Below are 25,922 nucleotides of genomic sequence, written 5' to 3' on the forward strand. Positions count from 1 at the left end.
TGTGACTGCCAATCATGTCTGCCAAATCCAAAAGCATTGCTGACCAGGCCAAAGAAGGCATCCTGTACAACGCGATCTCCCGCCTGAGCGGGACGTTCTTTCAATTTTTCGCCAGTGTCGCCCTGGCGCGCATGTTGGCGGTGGAAGACTTCGGCGTCGTGCAAATCGCCACCACCATCATCGGATTCACCACCAAGTTCGGTGAGTTTGGTTTCAACATGGGCTTGATCCAGCGCCGCGAAGAAGTCCGGCCGGAGCATGTCAACACCCTGTTCGTGATGGATCTGAGCTTCAAGCTCATCCTTTTCGGCGTGCTCATGCTCGGCCTGCCGCTGCTGGTCGATTATTTCCATGAGCCGCGGTTGTGGACGGTCATGCCGGCGGTGGCGGTTTACATGGTGCTCGACACCTTCTCCAACCCCAGCATTACGCTGCTCAAGCGCCATCTCAATTTCAAACGGGACGCGCAGATCGACATGATCGACCGCTTTCTGGAGATTGTCACCTCCGTCACTTTTGCGGCGTTCGGCCTGGGCGTGTGGAGTTTGATCCTGAGCAAATGGATCGCGACCAGCACCACCGCAGTGCTGTCGGCGCGCGCCGCCGGCTGGCGCCCCAGCCTGCAGTTCGATTTCAAGGCCAGCAAGGAGCTCTTTCACTTTGGCGGCTGGGTGTTCGTGCGCAATCTCTGCCGCGAAATGGCGGACAATGTCGACTACTTCTTCATCGGCCGCCATCTCAACGCACAACAGCTCGGCTATTACGCCAAAGCCTTCGATCTCATGCGTCTGCCGCAGAAGCGCATCAGCCAGGCCTTCAATTCGGTGCTGTTTTCCACCTTTTCGCGCGTGCAGGACCAGCCGGAGAAGGTCAAAGCCGGACTGGAGAAGGTGTTGCTGACCGTTTCGCTGGCGAGCTATCCGCTGCTCATCGGTATGATGATGGTGGCCCCGGAATTCGTCCGTCTGGTGTATGGTGAGAAATGGCTGCCGATGGTGCTGCCGCTGCAGATCATGTGTCTTGCCGGCATTCTGCGTTCCATCGATCCTTTCCTGAATTCCGTCATCACCGCCACCGGCTATGTGAAGCACACGGCCTACCGCCGCTTCATCGAGCTGGGTCTGCTGACGGTGGCGGTTTACATTGGCGTGCAATACGGCATCGTGGGCGTGTCGATCGCTGTGGTGGTGGTGGCGTTCCTGGTGATGTTTCTGATGGTGAGTCTGCTGCAGCGGGTGAGTTCGACCGGCTGGCGGGAATACCTGCTGCCGCAAATGCCGGCCTGTGCGGCGAGCCTGGCGATGGCGGCCGCCATCCTGGCGTTTCGCCATCTGTTCAGCGGGGTGCTCGGCGCCCACAGTGTTTGGCTGCTGCTCGGCATGATTTTCACCGGTGCCTTCACCTATGTCGCTGTGCTCTGGTTGTGGCGGCCGCCGCAGCTGGTGCGCCTGCAGGAGGAATTGTCAGGCGACCTCGCCAGGTTTGCCGCGAAATACCGGCGGAAGATCAACGCGCTTGCCGGCCGGCTGGGGTTGTCCTCCTCGGCCGTGGAGTAGTGCTTCACTCCCGCTTAATACTTTACGCTGGCAGGCGGGAGTGAAGGTATAGCTTATCATGTCCAGGGAGGGTGGAGGCCTGTCGCGGTGGCTGAAGCGGGCGGGTGTGGCGCCGCCATCAGTCGCAACCTGCCGCAAGAGTTGCCCGGCTCATGTTGCGCCCCACGTTTGTCTGCGCCGTGGCACCAGATTTTCGGGCTGCGCCTCAAGTTCTTAAGGAATGCGATCGTGTCGATCCGTGCGCTGCTGGCCATTGTTCTGCTGCTGCTCTCGCTCGCCTGGACGTTGCGGCGGCCGTTTGTCGGCGTGTGCGTGAACGTCCTGCTGTTTCATCTGAATCTGCGCGCCCTGGGCGCGGGGCTGGAGAACATCCGCTTCCAGTTCTATGCCACTATTGTGCTGTTCATTTCTTATTTCATCAACTACGAGCAGTTGCACGCCCAGCCCGCCATCACCCGGCCGCCGATGCGCTGGTTGTATGCGTTCACCGCCATGACGTTCATCACCAGCATGTGGGCGGTGGCTTCGCCGGCGCATGCCTTTGACAGCGCTTTTGAATTTTCCAAGATCGTGCTGTTCGTCTGGCTGATGACGCAGATCATCAAGACCGAGCACGAGCTGCGCATCCTGATGTATGTCATCATCGCGGGCTGTTGGTATACCTCCTTCATGGCGCAATGGGGTGTCGAGTGGGACCTGATCGATGAAATTGAAGTGGGGGTCGCCACCGGCGGCACCGGCACCCACCTCATGATGTTCCTGCCGTTGATGATCCTGCTGGCCATCTACGGCGCCTGGAAGGAACGGCTCTTTGTCATTTTCGTCATCCCCTTCGTGCTCAATTTTCTGCCCAATACCGAGGAGGGCATGCGTTCGACCTTTCTGACGCTGGTGGTGACGGTGGCGCTGCTGTTTCTGCTTGCCCCCGGCAGCATGCGCTGGAAGGCCCTGCCGCCCATCCTCGTCGGCGGCCTGCTGTTTGTTTTCGTGCTCACCCCGCCGGGCTATTTCGAGTACATGACCACCATTCTCGATCCCAGCTCGGAAAATTCCGCGGCCTCGCGCAGCGTCATCAATCAGGCCAGTTTCGAGATTCTGAAGGACTATCCGATGGGCATCGGCTATGACAACTACCCCATGGTCTCCTTGAAGTATCTGCCCGAAGAAGCGTTGTCGAATCTCGGCACCCGCGATGCCCACAACAGTTTTCTCAAGGTGGCGACAGAATTCGGTATCATCGGATTTCTGATCTGGATCACCACCGCTTTGCTCACATGGACTCATTTTCGCAAAATCAGAAAGACATTGCAGAACGGCGTACCGCCGACCATGTTGCAGCTCTGCGCCCTGTCTTTTGAGATTGCCCTGATCGGCGTGGCGCCCGGTATGTGGACCCATAACTACAATCAACTGGATTCGCTCTACTGGCTGGTTGCCCTCAGCGGCATCATGTACAATCTGCACTTGCAGACGAATACTGCCGCAGAGGCGCAGGCGCCGGTGACGGTGCTGCAACCGCAGCGGGCGAAGGCGGGAGGCGGGCGTCCTACGATCCCGGCGCCGCCCCCGCGCTTGAAACCACCCCCCAAGTTGAGTCCGAAGGCATCTTGATCATGAACGCTGCTCTCAAGCGAGTCGCTTACACCTGGCTGGGTCGCTCCGGCACCCACAAATTGCTGCAGTGGCACCATCGCCGCCAGGCCCTGATTTTGACCTATCACGGGGTGATTCACAGCGGCGACAACAGTTACAGCAATCGCAACAGTATTGCCGCGGCGGCCTTCGAACAGCAGATGGATTATCTTGCCCGGCATTTCCAGCCCATGTCCCTGCCGGAGCTGGTGCGGCGCCTGCAAGCACGAGAGCAGTTGCCCGATTACACGGTGGTAATCACCTTCGACGATGGTTTTCGCAACAACTATACGGTGGCGGCACCGATTCTGAAAAAGTACGGCTTGCCGGCAACCATTTTTCTGGCCACTGCCTACGTCAGCAGTCCCAAACTCGGCCTGTGGACCGAGCGGGTGGACTGGCTGCTGCAATCTGCCACGCTGCCGGTGCTGGAATTCAGCTTCGGCAACGAAGTGCAGCACCTGGCGCTGCAAACCACACGCGATCGCATGATCGCCTCGGACCGGGTGCGCGATTATCTCAAGCGTTTGCCGCCAGCCGAACGCGAGCAGGCAATCAGTGCGCTGCAGGCACGCCTGGGCCGCGTGCGCGAGATCGACCGCAGTCTGGAGGAACGTTACGCCTTTCTCACCTGGGACCAGGCACGCGAGCTGCAGCAGGCGCAAATCACGTTCGGTTCCCACACCCACACCCATGCGATCCTGTCGAGCTTGAGCATGGCCGAGGCGCATTTCGAACTGACGGAATCGCGCCGCCTGATCGAAGCCGAACTGAGAACCGCGTGCACACTGTTCAGCTATCCCAACGGTTCGGTGCGCGATTTCAGCCGGCGTGATCTCGAGCTGGTGCAGAAGCTCGGCTATGCCGCGGCGGTGAGCCAGTTGCCCGGCTACAACGACCGAAACACCGATTTGTTCGCCCTGCGCCGCATCAATATCTCGCGCAGCAACGATTTCAACTATTTTTTGGCCAAGATTTGCGGACTGACCATGCTGGGCCGGCCCTGAAAGGGGAGGACGTTGGTGCCGGGTCTGCACGAACAAACGACCTCAAGCGTTCGCACTATGAGGGATGAAGATGTTGGTGACGTTTTCCGGCATAGTGGGCAGCGGCAAATCCACGAATGCCAAGCGGGCCATGCGCGTGATGCAGGAATTGGGATTCACGCCCTACTACCTGCGCTTTCGTTTCGTCGGTTGGCGCGACCTGTTCCGCTCCCCCGTGCAACAACCCTGGGCGCCGCGCGCAGAACTGAAATCCGCCACCTCGAACCTGCCCGCCATGAACGGTCAGGCAAAACGCCGGCTGGAAGTGGACAAACGCATGAACTTGATGGTCGTTTTGGGATATTTGCTGCACATTCTGCGCTTCCGCCTGTTTTTGTCCCTGTATCACCGCCAGCATCTGGTGGTTTTGAATCGCTACTTCTATGACAACTTTGCACACTATCGCATCACCACCCCCGCGGAACGGCGCTACCTGCGGTTCTTGCTCACCGCCATGCCACAGCCCGATCTCGCCTTCCTGATGGTGACACACCCGGACACGGCTTTCTACCGCCGGCCGGAATATCACCGGGAAGAGCTGCAGAAAATTTCCGAAAACTACGCCCAAATGCGACAACTCGATTCCCGGCTCACCGTGATTGCCACTGACAACGTCAGCACGGTGGACAGCCAGATCGAAAGAAGCATTCGTGCTGTCTTTCATCAAATGCAGATGCGCCCGCATGAAGAGAGAATTGCTTCGTAGGATCAAGATTGCCCATCCCACCGCCGCGCTGCATGTCGGAGGCAAGGAAAACGGCATGGTCAATCTGGTCAATGCCATGTCCACCGACATCTTCGAGAACTACATCTTCGTTTTCAAACGCGGCGGTGCGCTGCGTCAGCGCATTGACCCCGGGCAGTGCCAGGTGATCGAACTGGGCACGCGGCAGGGGGGTGACCTGCGCATTTATTTGCGACTGGCCCATCACTTCCGCCGCCTGCGATTCAATATCGTGCACACCCGCTCCTGGAGTTCTCTGCTGGAGGGGATGATCGCCGCCAAGCTCACGGGCGTGCCCCTGCTCGTCCACGGCGAGCATGGCCTGATTAAAGATGACACCAGGATTCATGTCTGGGTGCAGCGCGGCTTTTGGCGGCTGGCCGATCAGGTCATGTGTGTTTCCGAAGCGCTGCGTGAAAGCCTGGTGGCGCGCATCGGCTTCCCGCGCGAACGCATCCGGGTCATCAAAAATGGTGTGGAACTCGAGCGGTTCAACGTGAAAGTCGACCGCCACGAGCTCAAGGCCGCGCTCGGCATCCCGCCACAGGCGCCTGTTTTCGGCAGCATCGGCCGGCTGGTGCCGGTGAAGGACTATGCCACCCTGATCAAAGCGGCCAAAGTCGTGCTCAGCGAGCTGTCCTCGGCACATTTGATCTTTGTCGGCGATGGCCCGCTGCGCGAAGAGCTGCGCGCGCTGGCCGAGCGGCTGGGGATTGCCGCGCAGGTTCATTTTCTCAACTGGCGCAAGGACGTGCCCGCGCTCATGCGCGTGCTCGATGTGTTCGTGCTGTCCTCCCTGAGCGAAGGCATGTCCAACTCGATTTTAGAAGCCATGTGTTCGGGCACGGCCGTGGTGGCCACCAATGTCGGCGGCAATCCCGAGCTGGTGGTCGACAAGGAAACCGGGCTGCTCGTGCCCTCGCAGGATGCCCAACAGATGGGCCGTGCCATTCTTGCCCTGTTGCTCGATGCCAAACGCCGCCGCGCCATGGGAGCAGCCGGCCGCCGCCGCATCGCGGAGCACTTTTCCCTGCAGGTCATGGTGCGCAATTACGAAAAAATGTACCTCGATATTGCCTCCCGCCATTACGATTTTCACCGCGAATTGCAGGACAAAATTGACCGCCGCTTCTCCCCACAATCTGTACTTGCTTCCGCCAGCTATGTTGAGTGATATCGCAGCATCACACCCGGCAAACGCGACCCCGCTCGCAGGCTCCACTCTGCCGGCATCGCGGGAGTCGCTGCCAGAAAGGGAAAGGCGCATTCGCGCGCTCAAGAATGCCCCGCCGATTTTCGTGATCGGTTCGCAGCGCTCGGGCACCTCCTTTCTTTACCGCCTGATCCGCAACTATCTCCGCATCGGTTTCGGGCGGGACAACGGCAATTTCATCCGGTTCATGAAGCACCTGCCGCAATACGGCGATCTCCAGCAGACGCGCAATCTCGAACGATTGCTGCATGACCTGTTCCATCTGCCCGAGTTTAAAAAGCGCTTTCGCGGGCTGGCACTGGACATCGGCTGCTTCATTGCAAACCTGGAAACGCGAACCTATGCTGAAATCGTGCGCCGCTTCTATGCCGAATGGGCCTATTTCAAGGACCCGGACGCCATGCGCTGGGGTGGCAAGACGCCGGATTACTCCATTCATGCGGCCACGCTGCACCAATTGCTGCCGGATGCCAAATTCATTCACATCATCCGCGACGGCCGTGATGTGGCGCTTTCCCTGTTTCGGCTGGCCTGGGGGCCGAAGGATCCGATGCTCGCCGCCCAACACTGGCAGGAACGCGTGCAAAGCGCGCTGGCCTTCGGCCGCCGTGTCGGGCCGGACTCCTATCTCGAGCTGCGCTACGAGAATCTCGTGCAACATCCCGCGCGCGAGTTCGAACGTCTGGTTCGGTTCATCGCCTATGAAGGCGATATTGAAGAAATCGTCCATCGCTTTCGTCGCGAGATCGTTGACACGGTCAAGCGCGACAACTTTGACAAGTGGAGAAAGCAAATGCCGCGGCGCCAGATTCGCGTATTCGAGCAACTCGCGGGCGGCACGCTGCAGACGCTGGGTTATCCAGTCGTCTTTCCCGAGGTGGTCGGCCGGCCGTTCCGGCCCTGGCAACGGCTCTGGCACCACACCGTCAACTTTTCCATCAAACTGCTGATCGCCTTGTTTACGCAGAGCGGCTTGCAGCGCACCGGAGAGAAAGGCAGCCGGGCGTGGGCGGCAATCCGACGCCGGCTGCGCCGCTGAGCGCGATGGGACATGCGGCATACTTGCGACGTTTGCCCTTCACCTCCTGGAGCATATGTCAATCATCATTCGTGAAGCAGATTTGCAGCGCGACCGGCAGGCGATGATGGCCTGCCTGCTGCGCAACCGCGAACGCTATGAAGCCAACGAGACCTTCGTGCGGCGCTTCGATTGGGCCTATCATGACAATCCCCACGGCGCCGGCAAGATTTGGCTGGCGGTCGAAACCGCCGGCGAGCGCGTCATCGGGTTCACCTCCGCCTTCCCCCGCAAAGTCATCGTCAACGGTGAAACCCTGACGGGCTGGAATTGCGCCGATTTCTCGATCGACAAGGAATACCGCACCCTGGGCGTGGCGATCAAGCTGCGGCGTGCCGCCAAGGACTGTGTCGATCGCGGCGAGTTCGCCTTCCTCTACGCCCATCCCAACGACCGCATGCGTGTCGTGCATGAAAAGGTCGGTCATCATGCCATCGGCAAAATGGTGCGCTATGCCGCACTCCTGCGCCTGGATCGCCTGAGCAGTTTGGTGCTCGGCAACAACATGCTGGCGCGCGTGCTGGCCGGCCTCGTCAATCCCTTCCTGCGGCTGCTGACCCGCGGCCACACGGGCGATGGCACCTGTCGTTTCCGCCTGCTGCAGGAAGAGCGCTTTGGTCCGGAATATGACCGCCTGTTCGAGCGGGTCAAACTGCAGCACAGTGTCATCGCCAGCCGCGACACCGCTTATCTGAACTGGCGCTTTCTCGACAACCCCCTGCATCGCGCCAAAAGCTTTCGCATGGAAGACGGGGGCGAATTGAAGGGCTATGTGCTGTACTTCGAAGGCCGGGGCGTGGCTCATGTTGCCGATCTTCTGGTGGACGGCAGGAGCGAGGAAATGCGCCTCCTGCTCGCCGGTCTCATTCACCATCTCCGCAAGGCCGGCTTCAGCACGATTTCCCTGCGGCTGCACAACATGAATCCCGTGCTGGCGCAGGCGCAACAACTCGGCTTTCGCTACCGCAACGATGCCACCTCCACGGTCATCGCCTATGCCGCGCCAGCCTCGCCATACGCCAGCGTGCTGCTGGAAGGCAAGAACTGGTTCATGACTGTCGGCGATCGCGATATCTAAACGTCAAGTTGGCACCTCGCCCCCCAAATGTCACTCTGTAAAAATCTTCTTGAGTGCTTGGGATAATGTCAGAATAAGCATGAATCCCCATACTGGGGAAGATTCCTTCGGAGTGACCGTTTGGGATTGCGGAGCGGATTTTGGTACTTAACGTTGTAGCACGAATCGCCATCCCCAAGCGCTGCCATAGGCGGCAACTGGCGGGACACCGGCCGGCCCTGCCCACTGAGTCGCAGAGACCAAACTGCCCTGAAAGGTTTCGCCATCCTGACACGATCGCGAGAGGCCATGTTTCGGAGGAGGAGGCATCGCCCCCGCCCTGTCGTCAGCAGACGGGAAGGCGCCCGTTGGCCTGAGATCTCCCGGCGCCGCCGCCCGTGCGGTTGCATCTTTTTCACGCATTAACCTCGGAGCTGCACATGGACATTCGCACTGAAGTTGTCAATTTTTTGAAGAAGCAGGCCCCCAGGGGCGTCACATTCAAGGACAGCGACAGCCTGCTCGCCACCGGCGTCATTGACTCGCTCAAGATGCTCGATCTCATCAGCTTTCTGGAAAAGCAATTTCACATCGCCGTCGATGAGGAGGAGATGATGCCGGACAATTTCGAATCGGTGGACGCCATCACGCGGTTCATTCAGCAAAAACGCCAGGGGTTGCATGCCTAGTATTCACCTGCCCTGGGCCGCCTGGTTCGGTGACGGCGTCCAAAGCCTCGATTTGCCCGCCGGCTGGCAGGTGGAAATGTGTGCGATGCACGATGCGCCCGCGCTGCCGCCCGATGAGCTGTTGGCAGCCTGCCGGCGCACCATCGCCAGTCCGCCGTTGCGCGAGCTGGCGGCGGGCTGCCGCTCCGCGGCGATTGCCGTTGACGATCTCAGCCGCCCAACCCCCGCCGCCCTGATTTTGCCCTTTTTCCTCGAAGAATTGCTCGGCGCCGGGATCGCGCAGGAAAACATTACGCTGGTGATCAGTCTGGGCTCGCATACCGCCCTTTCGCATGATGACCTGGTCAAGAAACTCGGTGCCGGCGTGGTGGCCCGCCACCGGGTGATCAATCATGATTGCCAGGGCGAACTCCACGATCTGGGTGTCAAGGTTGGCAATGTGCCGGTGAAGGTCAATGCGGCATTCATGGCGGCGGATCTCAAGATTCTGCTCGGCAGCGTGGTGCCGCATGCGTTCGCCGGGTACAGCGGGGGCGCCAAGATGGTCCTGCCCGGCCTGTCGAACATCGAAAGCATTGAATGGACGCACAAGGCGGTGATGATGGGCTTGCGCGGCCGGGCCGGCACCCTCGAGGGCAACCGTTTCCGCGCCGAGTTCGAGCGCGTTGCCCGGCATGCCGGCGTGCAATTCGCGATTCAAGTCGTGGTCAACAGCCGTCGTGAGATCGCCGGCATTTTTACCGGCGATATTGAGCTTGCCCATCGCGCCGCCGCCGCTTTCGCGGGCAAAATCTACGCGACGCCGGTGCCGGAGCGCGCCGATGTTGCCCTCCTCAACGCCTATCCCAAAGATGATGAACTGCTGCAGGCCGAGAATGCCCTGATGTATCATCACACCGCGCCCGGGGATTATCTCAAGGCCGACGGCCTGTTGCTGCTCACCAGTGCCTGTTCCCTGGGCATGGGACATCACGGCCTGTTCGGGCCGAATCAACGCTTGTACCGCAAACCCATGGCCAAAGGCTTTCTCCAGCAGCGCCAGCTTGCCGCTTTCATGCCGGGCGTGACGGCCGAACAATTTCATCAGGTCTATTGGGAAGGGTATCCGCATTTCAGCACGTGGCCGGCGGTGCGCGAGTATTTGCAGCAACGTTATCCGCAGGGCGGCAAGATGGCGGTGGTGCCATGCAGCAGCATCCAGATTGCGGCTGACGGCCGCAATTCAGGCTGACAACAATTCCGGAAACCCCACCTGCAAAGCCCTTCGCACGCGTCCGCGGACCGAAGGCAGGAACCGATTCCTGGCATTCTGGTTTCGCCCCGTCTCTCAGAAAAGCCGCAAGCCGGCACCAGGGCGCGATGACAGACCCGGGGAAGAGATTCGTTCGTTTCGACCTCGCGCAAGATCATTTCTGCGAATCATTCCGCTGCGGACTTGCCACCACCGGACAAAGGTCACTCATGAGGAGTGTGAAAAAACGTTGGCGATCATTTGCATGGCGCAGCAGTTTGGAAATGTTTTCCCGCAAATGCCGGAAAGGTCACGCGAAAAGCTCGACCAGCCACCAGCGCGTCGTGCAGAAAGTCCGGTGGAGGTTTACGAGCATACCTGATGGGCATTGGGCTCTTCATCTCCTTGCAAGAAGTGGGTGAAGCCGGTTTCAAAGTTTCCCCCTGAGTTTCAACTCCCGGGCGGATGCCAGCGAGCGGCCTTTCCGCTTGCGAGCGAATAGTACAACGTTAAGTTGGCACCTCCACCCCCCCCAATATCATTCTGCAAGCATCTTCTTGAGTGCTTGGGATAATGTCAGAATAACCATCAATCGCGGTACTCGGGAAGATGACCACGAAAATGCCGCAGCGCAGGCTTCCAGCCTGCTGCCGACAAGATGTCTGCGCGACATTTTCATACCGATGGGTGTCCATACGGGCATGGCAAATTCCTCTGCAATGGCAGTTTTGGGTTGCGGAGCGGATTTTAGAACTTGACGTTGTGGTACTAACCACATGGGATCGACACTTTACTTTTGATCAATTTGCCCATGAATTTGGCCATTCCGAGGTCAAAATTGCAGGCAAATTGATCATGATGAAGCAAAATTCACACAAAGTTCGCTGGCTATCCCGGCGTTTGCCCAAACCTGCTTCAAAACGACTGGTCGTGCTGACCGGCGCACGGCAAACAGGCAAAACCACACTGGCGCGACAAGTCTACCCCGAACTGCGCTACCTCAACTTTGAGGCGTTGGAAAATCGCGAGTTTGTGCGAGGCCTGCGTGCCATGTCGTGGGGCAAAAGTCTGGGCGACGCGATTTTGGATGAGGCACAAAAAGAGCCCGCCGTAAGCAGACTGGCGCGGCGGCCTCGTGGTGACCCGCGGTGCGCAAATCGAAGCACTCGATGCCGGAAACAAAATTTGGTGTGTGCCGGTGCATCGTCTGCCCGGCATTTGAGAAAGCGCACGGCTGGCATGTTGATGCTTGCACAAGTAACCGGGCATGCTCGACGCCTCTTTTCCAAACGGTGTTCGCCGTTGTATCGGAAAAAGGTTCCTGCAGAATGACCGTCTCCAAAACGAGTTCGGGAGGCCGTGGGCCATGCCAGGTGCAAGGATGATCCTCCGGGCTCGCAGCCGTCTCGCGGTTTTCGGGGTTGAATCCCCGGCCTTTTCCTTCGCCATCACAGGCCTGATGGCCTGTTTTCCCGGCAGACGGCTCAGCACAGCCGGCAGCCGCGTGATGCCGTTCCCACCGTCCTTTGACCGACCGCCGCCGGGTGATCCCCGCCTGCGATCTTCCGCAAATTCCCGCGCTGGCCTCTATGTTTATCGCCTGAGAGCGCTGACAGCGCGCGACAATCATCGCGGCAAACTCAAGAATGGTCTGGCGGAAATGAAAACTTATCTCCTGCATCATTTTCTCGAAACCCAGGCGGACCGGGCACCGGAAGCCATTTTGTGCCTGCACGATGGCAAAACCATGAGCTACGGCCAAGCCGACAAGCTCGCCAATCGATACAGCCGGGCGTTGCGCTCGCTGGGCGTGAAGCGGGGCGATCGGGTGGGACTGCTGGTGGAAAACTCCAGTGCCTATATCTGCGCCTACTACGGCATCCTCAAGGCCGGTGCGGCCGCGGTCGCCGTCTTCACCACCACCACTGCGCGCACCCTGGCGTTCGTGCTGCACGATTGCGGGGTGAAGGTTCTGATCACACAGAGCAAATTCGTGTCGCTGCTGGAAGGCCTGCAGGAGCACTTGCCGGCATTGCGGGGCCTCATCCTCACCGACAATTTTACCCCGCAGCTCGACTGGCCTGCGAACGTGCTGCACAAACGCGACGTGGCGGAGTTTTCCGAGCATCGCCTCCACCAGACCATGATCGATCTTGATCTCGCCGCGATCATTTACACCTCGGGCAGCACCGGCAACCCGCGCGGTGCGATGCTCAGCCATTTGAATCTGGTCAGCAACACGCGCAGCATCGTGAGCTACCTGGGTTTGACCGCGAATGACCGCATCATGGTGGTGCTGCCGTTCCCCTATGTTTACGGCAAGTCACTGCTCAATACCCACGTGGCGGTTGGCGGCTCGGTGTTGATCGACAATCGCTTCGTCTTTCCGAATCTTGTGCTCAAGACCATGCAGGAGCAGCATGCCACCGGGTTCGCGGGTGTGCCCTCCACCTACGCCATCCTGCTCGGCAAATCCGCGGTGCGCAAGATGGAATTCCCGGCGTTGCGCTATCTCACGCAGGCCGGCGGCGCCATGGCTCCGAACCTGATCCGGGAAGTGATGGAAGTTTTTGCCGGCAAGAAGATTTTCATCATGTATGGCGCGACCGAGGCCGCGGCGCGGCTCAGCTATCTGGCACCGGAGGATCTGCCGCGCAAGGTGGGCAGCATCGGCAAGGCCATTCCCAACGTGGAGTTGCGTGTGATCAAGGAGAATGGCGAGGAAGCGGCACCGGGCGAAACCGGCGAAATCGTGGCCCGGGGCGCGAATATTATGCTGGGCTACTGGAATCAACCCGAGGAAACCCGTGCCGCACTGACGCAACATGGCTTCCACACCGGTGATCTCGGCCGCATGGATGAAGAGGGATTTTTGTATGTCGTCGGCCGCAAGCGTGACATGATCAAGTCCGGCGCCAATCGCGTGAGCGCCAAGGAGATTGAGGAAGTCATCCTTGAACACGCGAAGATTCTCGAGGCGGCGGTGATCGGCGTGCCGGATCAATACCTCGGCGAAGCCATTTGTGCCTATGTCACACTCAAACCCGAGGTAGTGAACGGCAGGGTGGAGGAATTGCAGCAGGAGATCGTCGCGTTCTGTCGTGAGCGTCTGCCGGAATTCAAGGTGCCGCGGCAGGTCATCATCGAGCAAAAATTGCCGAAAAATGAGTCGGGGAAGATTATGAAGGAAGAGCTGCGCGCAAGACATGGCTGCGGAACATGAGGGATACAAGAAGATGTCCTCCCACCTTCCTGGTTTTCAGGTGTGGCGTGCCAGGGGGAAAAGGTTGCAAGGTGGTTGGGACTGCGCAACCAGGAAGAAGGCAGGCCTCCCCGCTGTCCGCCAGAAAGACCCGTGTGCAAACACGGGTCGCACTCCGGGTTTTTTGACAAGATTCCCCCCGGCATGACACTTCCACCAAACGCCTGATGCCAGTCACGGCACCGCCCCCATTGCCGCTGGGCAGCAGACACAAACGCCGGACATGCCCGGCGGCGCCGTGGTGAGCACCCGGTCGTCTCAGTGCACTCCGTTTTTTGTGTTGATCTGTATTCAATCAGGAGATTAAATGCCGTTGAAGATTTGTAATGTCGTCGGCGCACGGCCGAATTTCATGAAGATCGCGCCGCTCATCGAGGAGATGCGCAAACACGCCGATATTGCGGCCAGCCTGGTACACACCGGCCAGCATTACGACGAAAAAATGTCGAAGCTGTTCTTTCAGGATCTCGGTTTGCCCAAGCCCGACGTCTATCTCGGTGTCGGTTCCGGCGGCCACGGCGAACAAACCGGCAAAGTGATGATCGAGTTTGAAAAGGTTGTGCGCGCGAACAAGCCGGACATCGTGCTCGTCGTCGGCGACGTCAACTCCACCATTGCCTGCGGGCTGGTGGCGGTGAAAATGGGCGTGCGGCTCGCCCACGTCGAGGCCGGCTTGCGCTCCTTCGACCGCAGCATGCCGGAGGAAATCAACCGCATTCTCACCGATCAAATCTCCGACTATCTCTTTCTCACCGAACGCGCCGCCCGGGAAAACCTGCTGCGGGAGGGCATTGCCGCGGAAAAAATTCATTTGGTCGGCAATGTCATGATCGATTCGCTGCTGAAGCACCGCGCGCACGCCGAACGCTCCGCCATTCTCGCCGAGTTGAAGCTGGAAGCCGGGCGTTACGGCCTGATCACGCTGCACCGGCCGAGCAACGTCGATGTCCGCGAGAATCTCGAAAACATCCTGCAGGCCCTGTTTGCGTTGCAGCGCGATCTGCCGCTGGTTTTTCCAGTTCATCCGCGCACGCGCAAGCAGATGAAACTGTTCGGACTGGAGGAGCGGCTGGCTGCGGCCAGCAATCTGATTCTCACCGATCCGCTCGGCTATCTCGATTTCTTGAAGCTGATGGCGCATGCCCGGCTGGTGCTGACTGACAGTGGCGGCATTCAGGAGGAAACCACGGTGCTGGGCGTACCCTGCCTGACGGTGCGTGAGAACACCGAACGGCCGGTGACCGTGAGCGAAGGCACCAATCTCGTCATCGGCATGTCGCGCGAACGCATTTTGGAGGAGAGCTACAAGATTTTGGCGGGCCGCGGCAAGCAGGGCAAGCAACCCGAGCTTTGGGATGGGCGGGCGGCAGAGCGGATCGTGCGGGTGCTGCGCGAGTCTTGATCGGGTTCGACCGGAGCAGCAGCCCCCCATTCATATCAAAAATCAGCCAAACCGTGCAACCGTCGAATTTGGGTAATTCGGGATCTGAAAGCCCCGGATCGGGCCGCTGCAGAAACGGCAGTCACCAATTCGCTAGTGCGGAACAAAGCCGGAGGGGGCTCTTCGGAAAATACTCGAATTTTGCACGCTGGCTTGCTGTTTTCCGGAGGAAATGGCGTGTTCACAAAACTCCGCCGGCTATTCCGTTCGAAGTCGGGCAAGGCTTTTTTCGAATATAGAGCGGCCCGGACTGCGAAATTCGCCCATTTGGCGCAGGCGTCATCTTTTTCCTCCCACGAGAATGCGCTCCCACGAAATGGTTTTTTCGTGGGAGTTCTGTTTTCGGGGCAGGATTTTGGGCTTGATCTTGACATCGAGGGTTGAAGCTCTGCCTTGCCATGAACTGGGCCTCGCGAGCGGAACCGCCGGGTGTTCTCCTTCTCATCTCAAGGCAGCCCCAGGAAACAGCTCCAGCGGGGCAAACTGTTTATCGCTGCGCCTCCTGCCGTAGTTGACCGCACGTTGGCCTGCAAAATTTTTTATGCACCACCCCGTTGGTGGTTGGGCGTCGCGATCAAATCGGCGTTCCTCGCGCAGGGGATCAATCTGCCTGCAAAATTCCGGGATAAAACGCAGCGTGAATGTAAGGTGAGCAGCGTGCCCCCAATTCGGTTGCAGCCACATACCGTCTTGCGGTCTGGCCGCGCCGATGAGCGTGGCACCGAGGATCATTTCGATTTTCACGGGAGAAAAAGCGGGCGGCTGTGTCAAATAGCTCTCTCCGGGGCGCGGACTGCGAGCCGGCTTCAAGCAGCATTCAAATTCTTGTCCGGCGCCGGCGGCGCAGCAGGAGAAAATAAATGACGGCATTGCTGAGCAACACCAACATCCCCCCAAAAAATTGCATGCGCGGCGTGAGGGTGGCGGGATAGATGAGCGGGATCAAATAGTGTTCGATGAAGCTGGTGTGGTAGCCGGTGGCCGCGCCCCGTTGACGCAGCCAGTTTTCCAGCGGTGTGAGCGGGCATGTGCCGTTGGTGAACTCGATCGCGGCACCCCACAGCATTGCCGGTAAATGCAGCTGGGCGCAACGCGGCCAGCGCCACACCAGCAGACCGCCGAACAGGACAAACAGGATGAAGAGCAGATGCAGCACCACTACTGCATCTGCCAGCGCGCGATACCACATGGTTCATCCCAATCGAAAAATCGCCCGTCCGGCCCGTTGGGCGTGCACCAACCCGACAGTCCGTGCTTTGTGCAGGAGAATGCGCACGTCCGGGAGGGTTTGCCAACGGTCACCGTTCAAGCTGCGGGAATGCGTTGCTCCAGCCACTCTGCCATATCCGCAAACACGGTTTCCTTGCCGGGCTCATTGAACAGCTCGTGATAGAATCCTGGATAGAGTTTTAGGGTTTTGTCGGCCGCGGCCGCCCGTGCCAGCAGGTTTTGACTGCCGGCGGGGTCGGTCAAGCGATCGGCCGTACCGTGCAGAATGAGCAGCGGCAGCGCGAGCTTTGCGCAGTCTTGTTCCAGGATTGTCATGATATCGAGCAGTTCGCGCCCGAGACGCGCGGTGATTTTGCCGTGAAAAACCAGGGGATCGTTTTCATAGGCTGCCACCACCTGCGGGTCACGGCTGATGGCCGCGGCCTCGAGCTGCACGGCGCGCAAGGTGGGCGTGCAGCGTGAGAGCAGGCTGCTGAGGGCCATGAGCAGCGGCGGCACATTGGCATTGCTCTTGAGGCCCGGGGCCGAGAGGATCAAGCCCTCACAGCGGCAGCGGCCGCTCACGGCATAGGCCAGGGCAATGGTGCCGCCCATGCTGTGGCCAACCAGCAGGCAGGGGAGACCAGGCTGGAGCCGCCGAACCCTCCCGCAAAAAATTTCCAAATCATCGACAAAATCGCCGAAGCTCGCAATGTGTGCGCGCCGGCCGGGTGAGCGGCCGTGGCCTTGCTGGTCAAAGGCATACACTGCCAGGCCGCGCGGCACGAAGTAATCAACCAGATTCAAATAGCGGCCGCTGTGCTCGGCCAGGCCGTGAACGACGACCAACACGGCACGCGCCCCTCCCCCGGGCAGCCAGCATTGATAAAACAACCCTTGCTGCTTGCGGCCGTCAAAAGCGCCGGTTTCGTGCTTCATGCATTCTCTCCCTGCCTGATGGAAAACCCGGACCTTGTGCCCTCCGGCGGTATGCCCGCTGCGCCATTGTCGCGGCGTGCCAGCTTCTCCTCGAGATTGCGTTTGACGGCCGGCCATTCGCTGTCGATGATGCTGTAGTACACCGAGTGCCGCACCCGGCCCGCGCTGGTAATCATGTGGTTGCGCAGAATCCCTTCCTCCTGCGCGCCCAGCCGCAAAATGGCTCGGCGCGAGCGCTCATTCAGCAGGTCGGTTTTGAATTCCACCCGCAGGCAGCCCAGCGTTTCGAAGGCGTGGCGCAGCATGAGATATTTGGCTTCGGTGTTGATGGCTGTCCGCTGCCAGGGCTGCGCAATCCACGTCCAGCCGATTTCGACACGGCGATTGGCCGGGTCGAAGTTGCCAAAGCGCGTGCTGCCGATGGCCCGGCCGGTGGCGGCGAGACAGGTGGCAAAGGGCAGCGCGCTGCCTGCCGCCTGTTCCCGCAGGGCGGTGGTGATGTAGGCTTGCAGGTCGTCACGATTGCGCACCGGCGAAACGGTGAACCGCCAGAGCTTTTCATCCAAACCGGCGGAGCACAGATCCTCGAGATGCGTCAGGCTCAGAGGCACCAGGCACACGTGGCGGCCCGGGAGGGTGACAGGCCGCAAGGTCATTGGCGACAGGGTCTGTGTGATGTAGCGATCAGTACGAAGCGACATGTGAAGTCCTCCGGATGGTTCGGGTTTGCGGGCAAACTTGAAGAAACCCGTCTCCAAAAACAAGTGCTAATTCGTGTTTGTCCAAAAGCGTTTCAACCTTGGAGAGCCGGGATTTGCAGAACAGCGGGGACCGGGAAAGATCCGGGCGAGGCGCGGCGACGGCCCGGCTGCTGGCGCAAAACGTCGGGTCAGCCGGGCCGGGAGATGTTCGGAGGAATAACAATCCGGCAAAATCTCGGGAAAAGCCGGGCTGTGCTTCCGCATTTGCGGGCGGGGAACGTAGTATCCCATGACGACTTGCGACCTTTTGCCGGTGCTGTTCGCGACCGGGCCACCGCCTGATCGGCGATGGCAACATTGTCCATCACCTCATCATTTCCCACCTGCCTCATGCTGTCGTCAACGCGCCATCTCTTTGGGAAAATGACTTGACAATGACCGCAAAAACATTACACTGGTGGGTGCTTGCCACAAGCGAGGCAAATCCAATCTCCCACCGGTTTGGGGCTGTCGGTTCCCAACCGCCGGGCCCGACAGTCTTTCCGGTTTCACTGACCTCCGGAGGGCATTCATGAAGAAATTTGCGGGCATTGGCACACTCCTGTTGTGGCTCCCGCTGCTGCTGCCGGCGCAAACGATCAAAGTTGAAGCCATGCGGCCGCAGTTCAAGTTTGGCAATGCGGAGCCTTCCACCTTTACTTCGGCATGGTTCGTCACGGTCACGCTGCCGGTGATCAAAGACGGTGTGAGTTTCGTCGGCCAGCTTCCTTTTGCGTTCGGCAAACTGGAAAATGCCGGCGTGCCAACCAGTGACGAAACGCTGGGCAATCCCGGCTTTGGGCTGCACTTTGGCGGGCGGAATCATGCCCTCGAGGTGATGCTGCGGCTGCCGGTGACGAAAAATGATTTTGCGGCTTTCGTCGGGTCGATCGCCGATTTTGACCGGCAGGAAGCTTTCATTCCGGATTTGATTCCGCTGACCGGCAGGATCAGAACCAAGCTGTCGATCAGCAAGTTCAGCCTGCATCCCTACGGCGGGGTCTCGTTCAACATCAAAACCGAACGCGGCCAGAACCAGTTTTTCCAGACGGTGTTCAACAAACTGCGCGAAAACGACGGCGAGTTGCATTTGCTTTATGGCGCGGAGGGCTGGTTCGACTTTCAACCGCTTTATCTGGGTGCTTCGTTCACCGGCCGCGGGTGGCTTTCTTCGGGCGGCAGTTTCAATGACAGCGTGATCAATCAGGCGGCGGTGCGCGCCAAGCTGGTTTTCGAGAAATTTTCGCCGGGCGCGTATTTTCGCGTGCCGCTCGACGATTTGCTGCTGGACAATGTTGTCGGGCTTTATCTCGATGTGATGTTGTAAGCCCGACACCCGCAAGGTGCCGGCGTCCCGGCGGAAAACAAAGCGAGTGTAAAATGCGCCGGCTTTTTGTCACGGTTGGTGAACCGTTCACGGATCACCAACCGGTGCGATGAAGCCTGCGACCGCGGCATTGCGGCCTGTCCGCTGATCGCCAGCCACGGCGGCGCAGCCACCACTCTCGTAGCGAGGGCGAACTCGCTTTGTGTCACAATCCCATTGCACGCCTCAACCGCCAATCACCTGCACGTCGTCTGATTTTTCGCCTCCTCTTGTTGGCATGCCAGCTCGAGAGCGAAGGCGTGTGGCGCCCGGCGACTCGGGTTCGCAGGCCGTGATTTGACCCACCGGAGGGGGAGAGCGATTCTTGTGCACGATTCGGCCATCACCTCTCTAATCTAAAACTTTCACCTCCTGCAAGCGACTCATCAACCAAGAACCTGCAACCGGGGAGAAGACCATGACATCTTCCTGCCAAGCCTGGCTCCGGCAAGCGGCCCTGCTGGGCGGATTGCTCGCGCTTTTGCTGCTGGTGAGCAGCCCGGCCCACGCGCAATTGAAGCTCAAGGAAGCGGTACTGGCTGAGCGTGTTGCCGCCGCCTCCGTGCCCAGCAATCCCACTCCCCAACCTGGCGAGAATATTTCCGTGGCCATCACGGTGGATACGCGCTCCCTGGAGGGCAATGACGTCCGCCTGGCGGCGTATGAGGCCACTCTCACCTGGCGGCCGGATATTCTCGAGTACACCGGGTTCACACCCGCCCCGGCACCGTGGAACAATCCAAATGTGCAGACCGCCGGTGTGGCGAGTGGCAAACTCGGGTGGAATGCCTTTGTGCCCGGTGGCGATGCCCCCGGCCTGCTTACCCTGATTCATGTCAATTTCAGAGTCATTGGCGCCCCGGACTCCAGCACCACGCTGAATCTGGCGTTTTCCGTGCTCACCACCTCGTTCACACGCAATCTGCTCGGCTTGCTGTCGATCACCAGTGGCAGCGTGCGGGTGACCTCCGCCAACCGGCCGCCTCAATTCACCACCACCATCCCGGATACCAGCATGGATGCCGGGGACACGCTGGCCGTGGCCGTGGCCGCGACGGATCCCGACGGTGATGCCATTAGCCTCACGCCCGGCCCCCTGCCCGCCTTTGCCGTGTTCGTCGATCATGGCGACGGCACCGGCACGTTTCGCTTCACGCCCGGCTTCGATGATTATGGGATCTATCCCGGTCTGCAGGTGACCGCCACCGACAACGGCGTGCCGCCGCTGTCCGCGAGCACCTCCTTCACGCTGACAGTCCGGCAGGTGGAGAATCCGCCCCGCCTGGAACCGATTGCCGATCAAACCATGAAGGAAGGCGATTCGCTGGTGGTGGGCATAAAGGCGAGCGATCCTGATGGCGATGACATTACGCTGGCGGTCCATGGGCTGCCGGCTTTCGGCACTTTCATCGACAACAATGACGGCAGCGGCACGATCATCTTCACGCCTGATTTCACCCACGCCGGCGACTACCGTCTGGAGGTCACCGCCAGCGATGACGGCACGCCGCCGCTCACCGATCGCAAGGCCTTCACCCTGACCGTGAATAATGTCAATCGCGCGCCGGTGTTGCAGCCGGTTGCGGATCAGACGATGTCCGAAGGCAGTGTGCTGGAGCTGATCTTGTCGGCGAACGATCCCGATCAGGACAGCCTGGTCTATTTCACCGCCAATCTCCCGGCCTTCGGCGTGCTGTTCAACAGGCTCGATGGCACGGCGCTGCTGCGTTTGGCGCCCTCCTTCAGGGATGCCGGGGTTTACAACAACATTGTGATCGCGGTGCGCGACAACGGCACGCCCGTTCCTCTTGCCGATTCCACCACCTTCTCGCTCACCGTGACGGAAGCCACGGAGCCGCTGCTTTGCCAGGTGAAGATTCTCAGCCCCGCCAGCGGTTTCGTGAGCTGTGACAGCACGGTGACCGTGTGCTTCTCGGCGGGGGCCGCCGGTGGTCTGGCGCCGCTGACCAAAGTCTGCAAGATCAACGGCGAAGTCACGCCCGACTCCTGCGGCACGGCCAGACTGACTGCCGGCCGGAACACCATCACGGTGGCATGCACTTTCACCGATGCCACCGGCACGGTCTGCGTTGCGATCGACTCGATTCATGTTTTTGCCAGCCGGCTGACCTGCCAGCTTCAAATCGACACGCCGGCGGACAGCAGCTTCATCTGCGCCACGACGATCAACGTCAGCGGCACGCTTGCGACAGGCGGCGGCCTGGGGCCGGTGACCTCGAGCTGTGACATCAACGGCACGCCGGTGACGGTGGGCGGCGGCGCCTTCGGCGCCACGGTGAACCTGAATCCGGGCTACAACACCATCATCGCAACCTGCACGCAGCGCGACAGCGCGGGATGCGAGACCGTGTGCACCGACCGGGTCGTGGTTTTTGCCGACACCAGCGCGCCGCAGTGCACGTTCGATTTCAGCAGACTGCCGCTGATCACCGGCGAAGCCATCGACGAGGAAAGCGGCATCCTTCGCATCGAACCGTTCAATGAAGTCAATCGCGTGGTGATCATTGAACCGTTTGCGCCCGGTGCCAGGCGGGTGCGCTTCCGCAGCGAACGCACCCAGCCGCAGGGCCGTTCGGGATTCATGTTGAAGATCACCAACATGGCGGGCTGCGAAATCGTGTGTGATCCGATCTATCTCAGCCTGAATCCGGAGCAGGCCCCGGTGTCCTTCAGCCTGCCGCCGATCGATCGCTATCTGTTCGTCAACAACCACGGCCTGGAGCGCATCGAAATGCGAATCAACCAGCACGACATCAAGCTGATTGCGCGGGCGGAGGGCTTCGTGCGCGCAGGCAACACCTACTTCATGCCGTTCCACGGGCCGCGCACCATCGACCTGGAAGAGTATCTCCGGCCGGGCGAGAATGATTACACCGTGGCGGCTTTTGGCTCCGCCGGCAGCAGCGCGGATTTTCTGATCACGGATTTTCGTGTGGATGACTCGGCCACCGGTGTCGCCACCGGCCGCCGGCAGGAAGGTTCGGTGCCCACCGCTTTCATCTTGCGGCAGAACTACCCGAACCCGTTCAATCCTGCGACCCGCATCGTCTTCGAAGTGCCGGCAGGCTGGACAGCGCCGGTGACGCTGCGTGTGTTCAACCTGCAAGGGCAGTTGGTGCAGACGCTGTTCGACGGTTACGTCCGGCCCGGCCAGCATACGATCCCGTGGCAGGCGCGCACTGCCAGCGGCCAGGCACTGCCCAGTGGCGTTTATTTCTATCAAATCCGCTCCGGTGATTTTGTGGCGGTGCGCAAGATGCTGTTGGAAAAATAAGGCCGGTCAGGCCGGGTAATGAAGAGCGGGCTTTTGCGGCCATCCTGCCGAACCAGCGGGCTGGCTGGCGAAAGCCCGCCGGCTGTGCGGGGTATGGTGCCGTCCCTCGGGCTGTAATACAACCTCCCTTTTCGACAATCGATTCTCATTTCCCTCAACCATTCGCGCTCACTCTTCGCGGAGAACGTCTTCTCCGTGGAGGGTCGTTTGGGCCGGTGTTTCTCATGTAAGTTGCGACCAGGCACCGCTGTTGCCCTGCGCAGGTGCCTGTTGGAAGGCGGTGAACTGCAATCCAAGAGGTGCACAATGAACGCATTGATGCGATGGCTGGATGAGGTGGCAACAGCCGGCAATGCCCGGTGTCTACTGCGAATATTGGCCGATATGATGATGGTGGGACTGGTGAGTGTGCTGTGGCCGGTGGCGCAGGCACTGGCCGGCAGCCCGCACACCATCACCATTGACGGCAATAATGATTTTGCCGCCAATGAGGACGTGCCCGGCACCAGCGGCAGCACCTGGTATTTCACCTGGGATGCGACCAGCTTCTATTTTGGCCTGAATGCGCCGGATGTTGCCTCCGGCAGTGCGACCAAGTTCGTCCTGCTTTATCTCGATGCCGATCCCCGCCAAAACCCGCTCTCGGGCAACGGTGCCTCCCTCGGCCAGAATTACAACACGCAGCATCCCGGGCTGCCGTTCAATGCCGATTATCATTTTCGCTGGAAGGCCGACAACACCTTTACCGATTTGATGAGCTGGAACGGCAGCAGTTGGGTGGGCGGCAACAACAGCGGCGTGCAGGCGTTCCAAAGCGGCACCTTCGTGGAATTCAAGATTCCGCGCGCCAATCTTGGCAATCCCGCGCAGCTCTACGTCTGCGGCGCGATGATCAACGAGCAGGCCTTTGTCGAGAGCACTTTCTTTCTCACGCCGCAAAGCAACGGGCCGGACGGTTACGACAAGGATTTCACCCATTACTTCGGCTTCCCGCTCGTCGACAACATCGCCCCGGATTTTTCCGGCCATGAGGACACCTATCCGGTGGCGAGCGTGACGACCGGCAACTACAGCAATGGTTCCACCTGGACCGGCGGCGTGGCACCCCACAACAATTCCAATGTCTTCATTCAAAACGGCCACACTGTGACACTCGATGCCGGCGGCGACGCGAAGCATCTCACCGTGATTGCCGGGGGCACGTTCAACGGCAGTTCGAACACCTTGAATCTCGCCAACAACGCCCTGCTGACCAACAACGGCACGTTCAACGCCGGCACCGGCACGGTTGCTTTTGCCGGCACCGGCACGGTGGCGGGAACCATCGCCTTCAACACGGTGGTGATTGCCAGCGGCGTGAACTTCGGCACCGCCGCGACGGTCAACGGCACGCTGCGCATCAACACCGGCGGGTTTGTGAATACGAACGCGCCGAGCTATGGCAGCGCCTCGACTTTGTTGTACAACACCGGCGGCAGCTACAATGCCTCGGCGGAGTGGACCGCCAATGCCGCGAGCGGCGCCGGCGTGCCTCACCATGTCCAGCTTTCGAACAGCACGACGCTGAATTTGTTTTCCGACAATCGCACCGCCAACGGCTCGCTCACCATTGATGCCGGCAGCACGCTGATTGCCACCAGCGGCATTCTCACGCTCGGCGGCGATTTCATCAACAACGGCACGTTCAACCACAATGGCGGCAATGTGACGTTTGCCGGCAGCGGCACCCAAACCGTGAGCGGCAGCGCGGCCAGCACGGCCTTCAACACGATCACACTCAACCTGGGCACGAGCGCGAGTATTCTCGATGTGCTCATGCCGGTCACCATGGCGGCGAACGGGCTGACCCTGACGCAGGGCACGTTCAAGCTCTCCAGCGCGGCCACGATCACGCCCTTCAGCGGCTCGGAGACGATTCCGACCGGCGCCGGCTTTCATCTCAATCATGCCGGCGCAACCTCGAATTGGGGCAGCTCCGGCTCGCTGGATTTGGACGGCAAACTGATCATCGACAATGGCACGATGACGATCGGCAGCAGCGCCGGCAACGAGTTGACGATGAATGCCGCGACTTCGGAGGCGACCCTCAACGGCGGCGTTTTGAATTTGGCGGGACGCCTGCGCGTCGTCAGTTCAAGCTCGGGCAACGGCCTGACGATTACCGGCGGCGAAATGGTGGTGACCACGGTCGGCAACAACAGCAGTTCCGATCCCAATTTCAACCTGGGTGCGACGGGAAAATTCACCATGACCGGCGGCACGGTGACGCTGGAGCGCGCCAATGGCAGCGCCAGCGGCGGCGAGCTGGTCATCGCAAGCGGTTCGGGTGCCAAAAGCATCACGGGCGGCACTTTTCGCATCGGCAACGCCGCGACGCCGGCGGCGCAGACGATCGAAATCAACAGCGCGGTGCCGCTTTTCCATTTCACCGTCAACAGCGCCAATGCCACGGCACAATTGGTGAATGCGCTCGACGTCGACGGCAATCTCACCATCAATGCCGGCGCGCTGAATGCCAACAATTTCAATATCAATCTCGCCGGCAATTGGACCAACAACGGCACATTCACGCCGGGCACCGGCACGGTGACCACGGATGGCGCCAGCCCGCAAACCATGTCCGGCTCGACGTTTTACAATCTGACCATCAATAATGCCAGTGGCGTCACGCTGCTCACCGATGAAACGGTCGGCAACACACTGACGTTGTTGGCCGGCAACGTGACCACGGGCACGAACAAAATGATCATCACCAGCGGCGGCAGCGTCGCGCGCAGTAGCGGCCACATTGTCGGAAATTTGCAGAAGTATTTTGCCGCCGCCGGCACACAGACTTTTGAAATCGGCGATGCGGGCAATTATACGCCGGTCGATTTGACCTTTGCCGCCATCAGCACAGCCGGAAACGTGACCGCGAGCACCCAGGCGGGCGATCATCCCAACATTGGCTCCTCGACGCTGGATGCCGGCAAAAGCGTCAATCGCAGGTGGACCTTGACGCCGGACGGCAGTCTCAGCTTCACCAGCTTCGATGCGACCTTCAACTTTGCCGGCAGTGATCTTGACGCCGGGGTTAACACCAACAACCTGATTGTGGGCAAGTTCGACGCCCCGAATTGGAGTTATCCCACGGTCGGCACGCGCACCGCAACCAGCACGCAGGCAACAGGGATGACGAGCTTCAGCGATTTTCAGGTGGCAGAGCCGGCAACACCGCCAGGCGTCACCATCACCGAGTCGGGCGGGAGCACGGATGTGACCGAGGGCGGCGCGACGGACAGCTACACGGTGGTGCTCAACACGGTGCCGACGGACGATGTCACGATTTCTTTTGCCACCGGCAGCCAGTTGCAGCCGATGGCGGCGCTCACTTTCACGCCGGCGAATGCGCTGACGCCGCAGACGGTGACGGTGAGCGCGGTGGATGATGCGGTTGCCGAGGGC

19 protein-coding genes are annotated in these 25,922 nt (G+C 60.1%); 15 read left to right on the forward strand and 4 right to left on the reverse strand.

Features of this window, described 5'->3' with window-relative positions:
• Positions 1-14: 14 nt before the first annotated feature.
• The 12 genes from ONB52_04545 (at position 15) to wecB (ending at position 14,890) form a co-directional block, all read left to right on the forward strand.
• Positions 15-1,556: a lipopolysaccharide biosynthesis protein gene (locus ONB52_04545; GenBank protein ID MDZ7415414.1), complete on the forward strand. Its 1,542-nt coding sequence runs from the start codon at positions 15-17 to the stop codon at positions 1,554-1,556.
• A gap of 228 nt (positions 1,557-1,784) precedes the next feature.
• Positions 1,785-3,167 (forward strand): O-antigen ligase family protein, encoded by a 1,383-nt coding sequence (locus ONB52_04550; GenBank protein MDZ7415415.1) that lies wholly within the window; start codon positions 1,785-1,787, stop codon positions 3,165-3,167.
• Between the two features lie 2 nt (positions 3,168-3,169).
• Positions 3,170-4,195 carry a polysaccharide deacetylase family protein gene (locus ONB52_04555; protein ID MDZ7415416.1) on the forward strand — a complete coding sequence of 342 codons (1,026 nt, stop codon included), beginning with the start codon at positions 3,170-3,172 and terminating at the stop codon, positions 4,193-4,195.
• A 70-nt stretch (positions 4,196-4,265) separates the two neighbouring features.
• Entirely contained in the window at positions 4,266-4,940 is a 675-nt protein-coding gene (locus ONB52_04560) for a hypothetical protein (GenBank protein ID MDZ7415417.1), read from the forward strand.
• Positions 4,918-6,132 (forward strand): GT4 family glycosyltransferase PelF, encoded by a 1,215-nt coding sequence (gene pelF, locus ONB52_04565; GenBank protein MDZ7415418.1) that lies wholly within the window; start codon positions 4,918-4,920, stop codon positions 6,130-6,132. Before ONB52_04560 ends, pelF begins: the two co-directional genes overlap by 23 nt.
• A 124-nt stretch (positions 6,133-6,256) precedes the next feature.
• Entirely contained in the window at positions 6,257-7,210 is a 954-nt protein-coding gene (locus ONB52_04570) for a sulfotransferase (GenBank protein ID MDZ7415419.1), read from the forward strand.
• A 55-nt stretch (positions 7,211-7,265) separates the two neighbouring features.
• Positions 7,266-8,327, forward strand: a complete 1,062-nt coding sequence (locus ONB52_04575) for a GNAT family N-acetyltransferase (GenBank protein MDZ7415420.1) — start codon at positions 7,266-7,268, stop codon at positions 8,325-8,327.
• Positions 8,328-8,746: 419 nt separating this feature from the next.
• Positions 8,747-8,995, forward strand: coding sequence for an acyl carrier protein (locus ONB52_04580; protein MDZ7415421.1), 249 nt, complete (start codon positions 8,747-8,749; stop codon positions 8,993-8,995).
• On the forward strand, positions 8,988-10,226 hold the full coding sequence (locus ONB52_04585) for a lactate racemase domain-containing protein (GenBank protein ID MDZ7415422.1): 1,239 nt from the start codon (positions 8,988-8,990) through the stop codon (positions 10,224-10,226). The genes ONB52_04580 and ONB52_04585 overlap by 8 nt, the downstream gene beginning before the upstream one ends.
• Before the next feature lie 609 nt (positions 10,227-10,835).
• A complete protein-coding gene (locus ONB52_04590) occupies positions 10,836-11,558 on the forward strand; it encodes an AAA family ATPase (protein ID MDZ7415423.1) in 723 nt (240 codons plus the stop codon).
• 175 nt (positions 11,559-11,733) lie between these two features.
• Complete coding sequence (locus ONB52_04595; GenBank protein MDZ7415424.1) at positions 11,734-13,449, forward strand: acyl--CoA ligase; 1,716 nt, start codon at positions 11,734-11,736, stop codon at positions 13,447-13,449.
• A gap of 346 nt (positions 13,450-13,795) precedes the next feature.
• Entirely contained in the window at positions 13,796-14,890 is a 1,095-nt protein-coding gene (gene wecB / locus ONB52_04600) for a UDP-N-acetylglucosamine 2-epimerase (non-hydrolyzing) (protein ID MDZ7415425.1), read from the forward strand.
• 480 nt (positions 14,891-15,370) lie between these two features.
• Here the strand turns inward: wecB and ONB52_04605 are convergent, their stop codons facing one another.
• The 4 genes from ONB52_04605 to ONB52_04620 form a co-directional block, all read right to left on the reverse strand.
• Complete coding sequence (locus tag ONB52_04605) at positions 15,371-15,700, reverse strand: hypothetical protein (protein MDZ7415426.1); 330 nt, start codon at positions 15,698-15,700, stop codon at positions 15,371-15,373.
• Between the two features lie 46 nt (positions 15,701-15,746).
• The gene (locus tag ONB52_04610; GenBank protein MDZ7415427.1) at positions 15,747-16,118 is read right to left on the reverse strand and encodes a DUF2784 domain-containing protein; all 372 of its coding nucleotides are present in this window, start codon (positions 16,116-16,118) and stop codon (positions 15,747-15,749) included.
• A gap of 116 nt (positions 16,119-16,234) precedes the next feature.
• Positions 16,235-17,077: a lysophospholipase gene (locus ONB52_04615; protein MDZ7415428.1), complete on the reverse strand. Its 843-nt coding sequence runs from the start codon at positions 17,075-17,077 to the stop codon at positions 16,235-16,237.
• Positions 17,074-17,778 (reverse strand): GNAT family N-acetyltransferase, encoded by a 705-nt coding sequence (locus ONB52_04620; GenBank protein MDZ7415429.1) that lies wholly within the window; start codon positions 17,776-17,778, stop codon positions 17,074-17,076. Before ONB52_04620 ends, ONB52_04615 begins: the two co-directional genes overlap by 4 nt.
• Before the next feature lie 571 nt (positions 17,779-18,349).
• Here ONB52_04620 and ONB52_04625 point away from each other — a divergent pair.
• From ONB52_04625 to ONB52_04635, 3 genes are all read left to right on the forward strand, one after another.
• Entirely contained in the window at positions 18,350-19,144 is a 795-nt protein-coding gene (locus ONB52_04625; GenBank protein ID MDZ7415430.1) for a hypothetical protein, read from the forward strand.
• A gap of 457 nt (positions 19,145-19,601) precedes the next feature.
• Entirely contained in the window at positions 19,602-22,478 is a 2,877-nt protein-coding gene (locus ONB52_04630) for an Ig-like domain-containing protein (GenBank protein MDZ7415431.1), read from the forward strand.
• A gap of 306 nt (positions 22,479-22,784) precedes the next feature.
• Positions 22,785-25,922, forward strand: a 3,138-nt coding sequence (locus ONB52_04635) for a hypothetical protein (protein MDZ7415432.1), incomplete at its 3' end; no start/stop codon positions are given.

The organism is candidate division KSB1 bacterium (assembly GCA_034506255.1).
Lineage (GTDB): Bacteria > Zhuqueibacterota > Zhuqueibacteria > Zhuqueibacterales > Zhuqueibacteraceae > Coneutiohabitans > Coneutiohabitans thermophilus.